9 protein-coding genes, 2 tRNA genes and 1 pseudogene are annotated in these 13,339 nt (G+C 41.3%); 5 read left to right on the top strand and 7 right to left on the bottom strand.

Annotation, left to right across the window (positions count from 1 at the left end):
* Window positions 1-21: 21 nt before the first annotated feature.
* Complete coding sequence (locus tag U1P77_RS06385) at window positions 22-1,182, bottom strand: M20 aminoacylase family protein (RefSeq protein WP_321156507.1); 1,161 nt, start codon at window positions 1,180-1,182, stop codon at window positions 22-24.
* A gap of 760 nt (window positions 1,183-1,942) precedes the next feature.
* On the opposite strand from U1P77_RS06385, the gene U1P77_RS06380 reads away from it, so the two are divergent.
* The 5 genes and pseudogenes from U1P77_RS06380 to U1P77_RS06360 all read left to right on the top strand — a co-directional run bounded on the left by U1P77_RS06380 (window position 1,943) and on the right by U1P77_RS06360 (window position 6,229).
* Window positions 1,943-2,188 carry an integrase core domain-containing protein gene (locus tag U1P77_RS06380; protein WP_321156638.1) on the top strand — a complete coding sequence of 82 codons (246 nt, stop codon included), beginning with the start codon at window positions 1,943-1,945 and terminating at the stop codon, window positions 2,186-2,188.
* A gap of 374 nt (window positions 2,189-2,562) precedes the next feature.
* Entirely contained in the window at window positions 2,563-3,603 is a 1,041-nt protein-coding gene (locus tag U1P77_RS06375; RefSeq protein ID WP_321156506.1) for an SEL1-like repeat protein, read from the top strand.
* Window positions 3,604-4,165: 562 nt separating this feature from the next.
* Complete coding sequence (locus tag U1P77_RS06370; protein ID WP_321156505.1) at window positions 4,166-4,417, top strand: hypothetical protein; 252 nt, start codon at window positions 4,166-4,168, stop codon at window positions 4,415-4,417.
* Between the two features lie 201 nt (window positions 4,418-4,618).
* Complete coding sequence (locus U1P77_RS06365; RefSeq protein ID WP_321156504.1) at window positions 4,619-4,951, top strand: helix-turn-helix domain-containing protein; 333 nt, start codon at window positions 4,619-4,621, stop codon at window positions 4,949-4,951.
* A 59-nt stretch (window positions 4,952-5,010) separates the two neighbouring features.
* Window positions 5,011-6,229 (top strand): annotated as a pseudogene (locus U1P77_RS06360) (IS256 family transposase).
* 289 nt (window positions 6,230-6,518) lie between these two features.
* Here the strand turns inward: U1P77_RS06360 and U1P77_RS06355 are convergent.
* The 6 genes from U1P77_RS06355 to U1P77_RS06330 all read right to left on the bottom strand — a co-directional run bounded on the left by U1P77_RS06355 (window position 6,519) and on the right by U1P77_RS06330 (window position 13,204).
* Window positions 6,519-6,605, bottom strand: a tRNA-Leu gene (locus tag U1P77_RS06355).
* A gap of 125 nt (window positions 6,606-6,730) precedes the next feature.
* A tRNA-Cys gene (locus tag U1P77_RS06350) sits at window positions 6,731-6,804 on the bottom strand.
* 274 nt (window positions 6,805-7,078) lie between these two features.
* Window positions 7,079-7,213 (bottom strand): putative transporter small subunit, encoded by a 135-nt coding sequence (locus U1P77_RS06345; protein ID WP_321156503.1) that lies wholly within the window; start codon window positions 7,211-7,213, stop codon window positions 7,079-7,081.
* Window positions 7,214-7,261: 48 nt separating this feature from the next.
* Window positions 7,262-8,917, bottom strand: a complete 1,656-nt coding sequence (locus U1P77_RS06340; RefSeq protein ID WP_321156637.1) for a sodium:solute symporter family protein — start codon at window positions 8,915-8,917, stop codon at window positions 7,262-7,264.
* A 788-nt stretch (window positions 8,918-9,705) separates the two neighbouring features.
* Window positions 9,706-10,716, bottom strand: a complete 1,011-nt coding sequence (gene fdhD / locus U1P77_RS06335) for a formate dehydrogenase accessory sulfurtransferase FdhD (RefSeq protein WP_321156502.1) — start codon at window positions 10,714-10,716, stop codon at window positions 9,706-9,708.
* Window positions 10,717-10,810: 94 nt separating this feature from the next.
* Window positions 10,811-13,204 (bottom strand): FdhF/YdeP family oxidoreductase, encoded by a 2,394-nt coding sequence (locus U1P77_RS06330; RefSeq protein ID WP_321156501.1) that lies wholly within the window; start codon window positions 13,202-13,204, stop codon window positions 10,811-10,813.
* Window positions 13,205-13,339 lie beyond the last annotated feature (135 nt).

Here is a 13,339-nt window from a genome sequence, read left to right as displayed (position 1 = left end):
ACACTTTAACCACTTGGTTTACTAACGACTTTTTGGTAGCTTAGACTCTATTAAAGAAACCCACACCTTAATACCGGTCTCAATGGCATCATCGTTAAAGTCATAGGACGCGTTATGCAAGGGTTTAGAAGGGGTATTGCCATCGACACCCAACCAAAAATAAGCGCCTTTAACCACTTGGCTCATGAATGAAAAGTCCTCAGAAGCCATTGAGGGCTCTACATCAGTCTTTACCTTATCAGCGCCCAGCACTTTGGTAGCAGCCTCTTTAATGTCAAGATAGGCTTGGCTGTCATTGGTGGTTACTGGATAACGAATGTGGTAATCAATTTCACCTTTGACGCCATATAAAGGCGGTAAGGTTGTTACCATTTCTGTAAGCATATCCTGCATGGATTGGCGTATGTCCATATCAAAGCTACGGACCGTGCCTTTTAGAATGGCATAATCAGGAATGACATTGGTAGTATCGCCGCTATTCATCTGCGTCACACTAATAACACCTGATTTGAGTGGAGACACTCTGCGAGAGATGATGGACTGAATATTAGTGATTAATGCTGCTCCTGCCGCAATGGGATCAGCCCCTAAGTGCGGCATAGCTGCATGCGTGCCTTTACCCGTTAAAGTAATCTCAAAAGTATCAAAAGATGCCATCATAGGTCCATTATTGACGGCAATTTCTCCCACAGGTAGTCCTGGCCAGTTATGCAGTCCGTAAACCGCGTCCATAGGAAATTTGTCAAATAAACCATCGTCAATCATTGCCTTTGCGCCGCCTAAAACCTCTTCAGCAGGTTGAAAGATAAAATGAATCGTTCCGTCAAAGTTTCTGTGTTGGCTTAGATGTTTTGCTGTACCTAGTAGGACTGAAGTGTGACCATCATGACCACAGGCGTGCATACAGTTTTCGTGGGTGGATTTATAATCAACATCGTTTTGCTCTTTTATGGGTAAAGCATCGATATCAGATCGTAGCCCAATAGTAGGGCCTGAGCCGTTCTTAAGCGTACCGACAACCCCAGTACCACCCAATCCTTGATGCACTTCAATCCCAAAGGACTGTAACTTGTCAACAATAAATGACGAGGTCTTGAACTCTTTAAAACCAAGCTCTGGCTGGCTATGAATCTGTTTGCGCCACTGTTTAACTTCATCTAATAGTGTTTCGTTAATTAACATTTATTTTCTTCCTTGAATATATTTAGTGGTAGGTGTTAAATAAAACTAAGTCGTTTTTTTGGTTTTCTAATATACTAAAAGATAAACTAAAATGTAAATTTTTACTTAAATTATTTATGACGAAATATGAGCATACCCTACATTCTTCTTTATAACCCCCTTTTAATATTTTAGCGCAGAAGTCCCCTACCTCTAAGGTAGTGGGCTGAATGCGTCTTGACAAAATCTCGCTTAGTTGCTAAATTCTACTTAAGGAACAGCATTTCAGACCTTTAGAGCAATCTAATAACATCATCGTTAGTCTGTCACCGAATTGCTTGAAAACAGCAATAATGTGAACCCTCGGTGCGAGGGGGATAGCTCGGTAAACTTGCCTAACCGCTATTGCAGAACATCGCAAATAAGTATGGGTATTACCCAAGAAACCCCTACCTCTTAGGTAGTGGGTAGTTCATCTCATCTCACTAATTCAAATATAGCTTCGCTATGCAATCAAGCTTAGCATCAACGTCTTCTTAGTTAAAAATATCCTAGGTCAGTAAACACTAAAATCATAATATAAATATTGCTGAGTCATTTCTACAGTAAGGTTTTAGTTATTAGATAATTCTACTTAATCAACAAAAAAAAGAGCTGACTGATTCAGCTCTTTTCTAATGGTCTAAAGAAAACCGTTTTTAAGACGATATAGGGTGCAATAAAAAATATGGGACTCCATAGCTGTATGAGAACAGAGGCTCTAATAAAAATCTCTTAAATGCTGTCCGATTTTGGTATGCCACTACACAACGCGCTGGCTGAAACAGTCAATGGATTGTACAAGACAGAGGTAATTGAGTACTTAAAGGAGCAATGGAGTGGCGTGAATGATGTTGAATTAGCAACCATTGAATGGGTAGATTGGTTTAATAAAACACGTCTGCATAGTACGATTGGATATGTGTTGCCTTTTGAGTTTGAGTCGATGTATTATGATAATCTTAATTGGTTAGGCCGAGCGGCCTAACTTGAATAAATAGTCTCCGATATAGTCGGGGCGGTTCAAATAAAATAATTCCGATTAAATGATGGTTTTCCATAGAGTCATTTGCTGTAGCAATCACTGGTAGGTGGTCTTGGAATATATTCAACCACCATAACACTCTTAGTGTACGAATTAGTGTACGAATTAGTGTATGAACATATATTTAAATTTTTGGATATATATATTTTAACCTTTGGATAAATATATCCATTTATTACTATGCTAAACTGTAACTTAAAGTTAACAATACTGTTGGAAAAGTTCACAATGGAGAGATTGAAACATCAAAACATCAAAACATGAATATTTCTCCCATAGTTTACTTATCAATATAGTTATTCTCTAAAGGTAAAACAATGACTTTACAAGCGCTAAAGCGAATGTTGGTTTATAGAGTAATGGTTTTAGGTGTACTTTTAAAATTTCCAATATCAGCTAAGGCTATGAACCTAGCAGCTTCTACAAATTTAGCAGAGAATGGGGATATGTCAGATCAGTTCCAGCTTGGGTCAATGTATGAAAATAGCAAAGGCGTTCACCAAGATTTTGCTATAGCAATTAAGTGGTATAAGAAGGCCGCTAATCAAGGTCATACTGACGCTCAGTTCCGTCTTGGATCAATGTTTGAGAATGCCAAAGGTGTGCAGCAAGACTACACGATAGTAGTTAAGTGGTATCAGAAAGCAGCCAACCAAGGTCACATTAGATCTCAATTCAAGCTTGGGTCAATGTATGAGAATGCCAAAGGGGTCCAGCAAGATCTTACTATGGCAATTAAGTGGTATCAAAAATCAGCTAACCTAGGTCATACCGACTCTCAGTTCTACCTTGGGTTAATGTATAAAAATGGAGTTGGAATTTCTCAAGATTTTACTGTAGCAGTAAAATGGTTTCAAAAGGCAGCTGACCAAGGTCACATTGGATCTCAATTCAAGCTTGGGTTGATGTATAAGAATGGATTTGGGATTGCTCAAGATTTTTCTATGGCAGTGGAATGGTTCAAAAAATCAGCTAACCAAGGCTATGCTGATTCTCAGTTCAAGCTTGGGCTGATGTATGAGAATGGATTCGGTATCACCCAAGACTTTGCTGTGGCAGTGCAATGGTATGAAAAGGCAGCCAATCAAAATCACCTATCAGCGCGAATCAGCCTTGGAGAAATGTACTCGAGTGGCCAAGGCGTTCTACAAAACTATACTAGAGCACTTGAGCTGTTTCAAAAGGCAGCAGAACAAGGGAGTCATTCAGCTGAATTTAATTTGGGACTAATGCATCTTGAGGGATATGGTGTGCGCCAAAGCAAAGTGATGGCAAAAGAATGGTTTGGTAAATCTTGCGACAATGGGAATCAATATGCCTGTGATCGATATAGAATGCTAAATACAGAAGAATACTAATAGAAAGTATTCAAGCATAGCCAGTCGCTATTTTAACAATCAGATAGGCTTTTGAACAAGTAAATCGTGAACCGCGAAATAACCCCATGTAAGCTACGGTCAAGTTAAGAAAAGTTAATACTGAGCAGACAGTCACTGAGTCTGCTCAGTATTAGAACACCACCAAAAATAGACGCTAAAACGTGAGTGACTTTCACATAATGCAGTATATTTTACGGTCTCCAATAAGCTACCAACTAGTGTGCGAACATATAAGCCATTTTTGAATATATATATATTCTGTTTATAGAGTAGATATATCTGCCTATTACCATGTTAAACTGTGGCTTAACTTAAGAAAATTTTCATACTGGAAAGTATTGAAATATCAATATACGAATATCTTCACCATAGTTTAATTACTCGTATAATTATTTTATAAAGGTAAAATAATAACCTTAAACCTCCTAAAAAAATTGGTATCTAGCCTGAAAATCTACCTTTGCTAAGCTTATAAATCATTGAACTTATAATTTTACTAATAAGTTGGTACTTAAATTATTAACTCAATAAGCATAAAAACATGAAAGTTAATAACGATCTAATAGGCAGTAATTTAACTCGCACAATGTTAGAGCGTGGTGATAAACAGATATGGTGTGCTATCGATAATGATAGCGACAAACAAGCAATGACAGAGTATGAGGGCTATAGATTCACAGCTTATATTACCTTTTTTACTGACGGAAAATTTTATTCGACAGGTGGTGTGTCATGGTCATATGCTGTGCCAATTCAGCTGGGTGAATTAACACAAGAAGAGGTAGGGTTATAAATATATCTAAATCAGTTGTACTACCGCCATTAGTGAAAGTTAATACTGAGCCGCCAGGCACCGGATAATCTAAAAATTAGAATACCCCCAAAACAGACACTAAAACGCGAGTGACTTTCACATAATTAGGTATATTAGACCTCTTGCAAAAGTAGCGTTATGATTTAGAATGAATGTATCACTCACAATCAGATGATCGTCATGCCCGACATAAATAAACTACTTGAGCAAAACGATGCAGGCTTCAAACGCTATACGGGTATTCGCAAAACCACCTTTAAAGCCATGTTAGAAGCCATGCAACAACATGAAGCAGCAAAGACCAAATCAGGTCGTCCAAGCGAGCTTAGATTGGAAGCGCAGCTCCTGCTTGCACTGACTTATTGGCGTGAATACCGAACGCTTTATCACATCGGTATGGACTTTGGTATTCATGAGTCTTCTGCCAGTCATATGGTTCGTAAAGTAGAAGATATTCTTATTAAATCAGGTCAGTTTGACTTACCTAAAAAGCTACCTCGGGGCGATGTTTAATAGAGCCTTTCCCAAAAACTGTGTAACTGCTTATAATCCCATTAACAGGAGAATAAGCAATGACCAATAAAACAGACTTTAAGAAACTAGCCGAACAAATGGCTGGTAGCATGAACAGCTTTGAGGACATCAAAGACTTTCAAAAGCAGCTCATGCAATCCTTTATCGACACCGCTCTTGAGGCTGAGATAGAAGAGCATTTAGGCTATCCTAAGCATGAAAAGGCGGATAAGCCAAACAAGCGTAACGGCCACACTAAAAAGAGTGTCCGTAGTGACACAAGCGAGCTTGAGATATCCACCCCAAGAGATCGTGACAGCAGCTTTGAGCCTGTACTGGTTAGTAAACATCAAAGCCGTATTACCGGTCTTGATGACAAAATCATCTCCAACTACGGGCATAGCCCTTCGTCTTGCGCTTCGGGCAACTGTCTCCCAGACACTTGCTTATCCTCGCTCATACGCCAAAGGTCAGACAACCACTGAAATCGTTGAGACCATCAAAGACATCTACGACGTCGAAATATCAAGCAGCTTAGTATCAAGGGTTACTGACAACATCATAGACGACATCACCGCTTGGCAGAATAGGCCTCTTAGCAGCATCTATCCTATCGTCTACTTAGACTGCATGGTCGTGAAGATACGCCAAGACAAGCAAATCATCAACAAAGCGGTCTATCTAGCTTTAGGTGTTGGACTGGACGGTAAAAAAGAGCTGCTTGGTATGTGGCTATCAGAGTTTGAGGGCGCTAAGTTCTGGCTTACTGTACTCACTGAGCTGCAGAACCGTGGGGTGCAAGACATCTTAATCGCCTGTGTTGACGGTTTAAAAGGCTTTCCTGATGCCATCAATACTGTTTACCCTAAAGCACAGGTTCAGCTGTGTATCGTGCACATGGTGCGTTACTCAATGAAGTTTGTGCCATGGATGAATAAAAAGAAAGTAGCTGCTGATTTAAAGGCGATTTACGGCGCTGATACCATTGAGCTGGCACAAGCCAATCTTGAGCATTTCGATGAGACATGGGGTGATGAGTATCCGCATGTCGTCAAGTCCTGGCGTAGCAACTGGGAGGGCTTAACGGTATTCTTCAATTATCCTAAAGATATTAGAAAGGCTATTTATACCACCAATGCTATTGAGTCTTTAAACAGTGTGATCCGTACAGCAGTGAATAAGCGTAAGGTGTTCCCATCTGATCAGGCGGCGTTTAAAGTAGTATATCTGGCCACCCAGCAAGCATCCAAAAAGTGGTCTATGCCGATTCGCAACTGAACGTCTGCCTTAAATCGCTTTATGATTATGTTTGATGACCGTGTCAGCAGGCATTTAATCTAAATCGCAGTTACACAGAATTCGGGATACCCTCCCTATCGGAGCTGATGGGCTTCTTAAGCTTGCGCGCTTCCATAACTGAATACCCCAAATGTACATTTAAAAACCAGTGTACATCAGATGCATGGATTGGGATAGATAGAGCAGGACAGTATAGGACGTCAGATACAACAAAGCCCCTGATATCAGGGGCTTTAGTTATTCTATAAGATAGTATAGAACTATGTAATGGTACCCGGAGCCGGACTTGAACCGGCACGCTATTGCTAGCGAGGGATTTTAAATCCCTTGTGTCTACCAATTTCACCACCCGGGCAAAACTTGTAATATCTGTAAAGTAAACGCTATTTGATAAGCAATCTACTTTTTAGATAGTGGTCGCTATTATAAGCAATTATGCTGATAATGCAAGCCAAAATTAACGTAATGTTAATAAATAATTGGAGGCTGGGGTCGGAATCGAACCGGCGTTAACGGAGTTGCAGTCCGCTGCATGACCACTCTGCCACCCAGCCAATCAAGGTGGCCTATATTAGCAAAACTGTCTTAAATTACAAGTCATTTCTTCGTCAAAGTCACTTTAAAGTCACTTTATTCGATATTGTCATCGAATTTATACTTTTATTAACACTTAATTAGCTTAATATTCACTATTTTACTGATTCACTAGGTCTATATGTTAGCAACAGACCCTAGATATCTTACGGTAGTGGTATTAATTAAAAAATCACCACCAAGCCTTTGCTTAGTGATGATCATTAACAGATAAATTTCGAAAGAATTAAAACGCTAAACGATGTCTTTATTATCACGCTGAGCTTTTTTGATATCGCGATAGGTCGCGGTGCAAATTAGTATCAACACGCCAAGCGTAATCGCTGGCCATACTAAAATATAAAACCCGTAGAAAAAAACATTATCCATATAAGCTCCTTATAGTCGTTATTCATTAGTTAACCGTTATCAGCACCCTTAAGCGTCTGGTGCCGGTTGCGTGTCAGCTTTAGACTTTTTATCGTAACTACCAACGCGCTGTGCGATTAAGTCAAAGTCAAAGCGCTCATTACCCATCAGGCTGACAATCACACAAACGATGGTACTGACACCATAAGCTGTTAGCGAGGCGACCAGCACCATATATTGACGTAAGAACCCGGTAGCGAATATCAACATGAACAGCAGCGCAATGGCAGCCGCTAACAGTCCCATTTTGCGACCTAAGAAGCCAAAGACCATAAGTCCTATGACGACTGCGCCGCCAACACTGGCCATAATCTCAAAGAATAGCGCCGTTATACCGACGATTGGAATCAACTCAAAGCGGGCGATACAAAAGAATAATAACCCGACGATAACTGCGGCGGTAAAGGCAGTATTGGTCACCCGATTCCAGTATACACTGGCAATAACCGGAAAGACGATGGAGCCCCATAATGCACCAACAAAAACCAGCATTACTAGAATATCAAGTTTAAAGCTGGCAAAAACAAGACCGGCAGCAGTGGCTATAATCATAGTGCCACGACCGACTAGCATCATAGTTTTTGGCTTTACGTTACCTTTTTTGGCAATATTTTTGCCATAGACATCGGCCATCATAATGGTTGAAAGAGCTGATAAATCTGAATCAGCGGTTGACGATAGCGAGCCGATAACCAAAATAAAGAATAGGGCGATAAATACGGGATGTAGATATGTACTAACCATCTGTGGAATTAGGTTATTCATGTTGCCATCAAGCGGCTCAACACCAATCGTTAATGCCATGAGACCTATCATACCCAGACCGATAACAATACCAGCATAGCCGACAGTAGCGGTAATAAAGGTGGATTTGATTTTAGTTTTATCAATCGCAAACAAGCGCTGGGTAATGGTTTGATTACCAATAGCATAAGCCAATACTGCGACAAAGAACGGCGCACCTTGCTGAAAAAAGGCTTCAGATGAGAAGAAATTTTGTTGCTCAAAAGTTAGGTTTGATAGTCCGCTAACCATAACCGAAGGACCACCCATAGAGAATAGTACTGCTGGAATAATAACGATACCAATCGCCATCAAAGCGACCAATTGAGCAAAATCGGTAAACACCGAGGCGCGAAAGCCCGAGGTTAAGGTATAGCTGAGCACCCCGACACCCGCGATAATCACACCCGTCTGGAACGATAGCGGTGAGAGTACTGATACCAGTGCACCAGCAGCCGTAAAATTGACCATCAAGCTAATTAAGCTGCCCATAATATTAGATATGGCTAAAATTAATTGGCTTGATGAGCCATGGCGGGCATGAATCAGCTCGCCTAGAGTGTGTCCGTTGGGTGCCAGTTCACGAAAGCGCATGCCAAATGGATAGATGAATAAAATCATCAACGCGCCCCAAAAGCCATAATGTATCGGCCCTGAAACCCCATATTTATAGCCGGAAGTAGCGGCCGCATAAAACGATGCCGCCCAAATCCATGTTGCGGTCATACTCGCCGCACCCATACCAAAACCGACACCGTGTCCCGCAACCATAAAGCCACTGGTTGATTCTTTGTCTTTTTTAATCAATAAAGACAGCAAGTAGGTACCGCCATAAAACGCAACCAATAATAAAATAATGGTGAACGCCGAAAATTGAAACAATGACTCAGTTTTCAAATTCATACCTCGCAATTGTTATAGATAAATAAAAGTTGTTTATTAAAATAAAATGAAAAAATTAGGAATACGCTACAGACCACGAACCTACTTCACCAAGCCACGATAAAAATCGTAGTCACAGATAAAGGTTAAAGGTGCGTGTTATGCCCAGCTTCAATTGTCACTGTTCATATGTCATTGACCGTATAATGGTAGTGACAAATAATAGGGGCAACTCTCAATACCAGCGCTTTATCATGGAATCACCATGACGCCTAAAAGCGTTGTACACAGTAGTAGCGGCTACTAATAAATGCTCAAGTAACAAGCATTCATAGCATAGGTAAGGATAAGCACTAGGTCGATGACCTGTACTAGATTTAGACAGCCTGTATCAGCAGTAATAAGCACATTGATAAGTGTTAATTTCACTAACCAATGAGGCGTAAGACATAAGCAGTAATGGTAAGGATAGTTGAAATAATGCCTAAACCACGACTACATTTCGTTGGCCGTTAGTAAATAAAATGACACCTGTATTAAATATATGTAACATTTATGCGCTACAAGGGTAACCCATTATGCTTCTAATCTCAAATCTATTAGTTAGAGTAGGCTATCGACAGGATGTTGACAGGTAATAATAGTTTTGGTGAGCAAGGTTAGTTTTGAAGGTCAATAAAGATTTTAACGGCCAATAAAAAACCTCAAAGCAAACTAAGTGCACTTGAGGTTCTTTGTTTAAAAAGTCCAAATACTAGATTTCTAAATAAACTAAAGGTCTAGATAAGCTAAAGCCCTGAATAATAAGTCACTCTATTGTCTCGTAAAAATCCCGCCAACCCCAGCCCGTAGCGCTGAGCAACACGCACTGCGGTACTGGTAGGCGCGGACATACCAACCAACCAAGGTATTTGAGTACGAATAGATTTTTGTACCAGCTCAATCGATAATCGTGAAGTCATGATAACGCACTCAACCTCTACCTTATGGCGCAATTTCCAACCAATAAGTTTATCAAGCGCATTGTGGCGTCCCACATCTTCAAACAGGTACAAATGCTGATCGTGCATAGTGGCCGCCGCATGAACCGCGCCTGTCAATTGATGCGTGTGTTGCTTGTCATCGACTTGTGCTCGTATGTTTAATAAACTGTCAAGGCTTGGCATGGTTGCTGTACTTTTTTGCTCGTTCTGTTGCCTATGTTTTAAATAATCACTCAAATCTGGCAGCGCTTGCGTAAGCCCAGTCATACCGCACATACCGCATCCTGTTCGACCCGCAAGCTGCCGTTTTTGTGCTTGTATACGCTGATAGCAGCGCTGGTTTAATACCAGTTCCACCACATAAACATCGTAATCTAATAACTGCTCAAATGCCATTGAGGCATTAGTTTGATCGATTGAATCTTCAGTAAACTTTTTTAAGCTTGCGCTATCCGTAAGTTGAGTCACTTCCCAATCGAGTAACTCGTGACTATGCTCAATCAAGCCTTCACTGAACAAAAACCCAACCGCTAAGTAATCAAGCTGGCTGGGGCTGGCCATCAGTACCGCATAATGAATACCATTGATGACAATGGCAATTGCCGCCTCCACAGCCAAGCTTGCCAGCTGACGATCAATATGAATCTCATCAAAGCTTTCAATACCAATATTATTGCGACCATACTCATTTAATGGATAAGAGTGTTTTTGCGCCATATGGTTACGTGCAAGCGGTGTCGCAGGCAGCTCTAAGTCTTCAGACACGCTATCTGCCGATACTTTGGCGCTATATTGGGCATTATTTTCAACTATCATGAACGCTCGTTATATGGTGTTGTCATCGATATTGTTATGGGTGTTACCTTTTTAAAATGGCATTATCACTATTAATTACCCTTGTTATTTCCTACTAAGCAGAGTCAGTTAGTCCAGTAGCTGCACTAACACGTTGCAAAACAACGGTTAATGACTTGTACGCCGGTATTCTAGAGTCTGGCGCATGTGTATCTAAGTCGATTAGATCATTACATTCCGGATAGTAGGTCGCGACGGCATTAGCAGCAATGTCCATCTCAGTCAGTATCAATGGCCCTAACGTACGCTGCTGATCTTTACTGTCTTGACGCGAGACCACAACGGTATCACCCTTTTGCCAACCTAAGCGATTCATCTCATCAGGATGCATAAATAACACATCACGGCGATCTGTTTGGCGGTAGCGGTCTTGGAAGCCAAATATCATGGTATTAAACTGATCATGACTACGGACGCTGGTTAACTGCCAAACTGCTTGTTCACTAGCCTGAGTATTGGTTTGTGAGTTGGGTTCAGAATTGCTTTGAGCATTCTTAACATCACTATTAATATCGATTTTCTGCTTTAAGTCTGCCGCAAATTTTGCGGTTCTCTCTGTCATTTGGTTTGCAACATAGATAATCGGATATTTGGGCACTTCAAACTGTGCTTTACCGCTTTCGGTATCCCATTGACGATGACGAGCAGGATGATACAAATGGAAGCCACGATCAGCGGCACGGATACGCTGGTTAAAGTCCTCAAAACCTTCAATAGCTTGAGCAATATAGTCACGAATAATATCGAAATTCTCACTCATTGCCTGCCAAGGAATCGATGACTCAGCCCCAAACAAATGCGTAGCTATATCTGCCACAATTTGCGCTTCAGATTTTAGGGTATCACTAATTGGGTCAAGGCGACCTTGGGTAGCGACGATTTGACACATGGAATCCTCAATCGTCGCAAACTGCTCGCCTTTAGCAGTAATTAAGCGCTCCGTGCGACCCACGCACGGTAAAATTAGATTGTCAACGCCCGGATAAAGCATGGTCTCATTAAGCTTGGTGGCGACAAAAACATTAAGCTGATTATTAGTTAATGCTTGTTGAATGGTACTTGAATCAGGCGCTGCAACGGCGTAGTTACCGCCCATACTTACAAAGGCTTTGATCTTGCCTTCTATCATCGCTTTTGCGCCTGTGACCACATCAAGGCCGTTCTCTTGTGGCATTGGACGCTTAAATACACGCTCAAGACTGTCAAGCAAGCTTTGCTTGGGTCGCTCATGGATGCCCATGGTCCGATCGCCTTGCACGTTAGAGTGCCCACGAACTGGCGATGCACCTGCACCATCGATACCAATCATACCCATTAATAACAGCAAATTGGTAATCATAGCGACATTGTCATCGCCTTGGACATGTTGAGTGATGCCCATACCCCAAGTACAAATTGTCGCCGGACTGTCTGCAACGAGGTGGGCAATGTTGATGATTTCTTCCTTACTAATACCAGAGCCGCGCTCGACATCTGCCCAAGACTGCTGGCGTAGCCAATTATCTAGGTCCTTAAATCCTGAGGTATGCTGCTCAATAAAATCTGTGTTAATTTTATTATTTTTGGTGAGCCATTTTGCTATACCCGTTAATAGTGCGGCATCACCACCGATTTGAATTTGAATGACATCATCGACTATATAGTCACTTTTTCCTGCGACCATATGTGACGGCTTTTTTGGATTTATAAACGCGCTTAAACCCTGCTCTCGCATAGGGTTGATAGAGATAATTCGGCACCCTTGCTTGTGCGCATGAGCTAGCATCTCGAGCATACGGGGATGATTGGTTGCTGGGTTTTGTCCGAACATCAGTATCAATTTAGCTTGCTCAAAGTCTTCTAATATGACGGTTGCTTTGCCTATGCCTAACTGTTTACCGAGCATCACTGAGGTGGGCTCGTGGCACATGTTAGAGCAATCGGGTAAGTTATTGGTACCAAAACAACGCACAAATAACTGAAACATAAAGGCCGGCTCGTTGGTTACTCGCCCTGAGGTATAAAATAATGCTTCATCAGGTGAGTCAAGCTTCTGTAATTGTTTAGCGATACGTGCGTAAGCATCCTGCCAAGAGATAGAGACATAATGATCTTGAGCCGCATCATAATATAGGGGCTCTGATAATCGACCTATGTGCTCAAGTTCATAGCCAGACCAGCCTTGCAGCTCTTTTACCGTATGTGTAGCAAAAAACTGAGCATCGGCACGCGTAGACATAGCTTCACTGGCGATGACTTTGATACCAGTCTCGCAGACATCGAGTGCTTTATGTGACTTATGATCTGGCCACGCACAGCCCGGACAATCAAACCCACCTTTGGGCTGATTGCTACTTAATACACTCAAACTACCTCGTAAAAAGGCATTATAATCCATTAGCTTACGAGTAGAAGCAATCAGCGCAGGCCAACCGGCTGCAGGGTGCGTATAAACAGGAATTTTGCGCATGACAGACCTTATAGATATATGACGATGTGTAAATAATATTAAAGGATATCTATAGAATAAACAGTAGAAAATTGCAACTTTATCGTATCCTTACTGCGGCGTGGATAAACAGGCAGACAATAAAAAACCTCAAAG

Source organism: Psychrobacter sp. LV10R520-6 (assembly GCF_900182925.1).
Lineage (GTDB): Bacteria > Pseudomonadota > Gammaproteobacteria > Pseudomonadales > Moraxellaceae > Psychrobacter.
The sequence above is the reverse complement of the archived record's forward strand: the minus strand, read 5'-3'. Positions and strand labels throughout refer to the sequence as shown.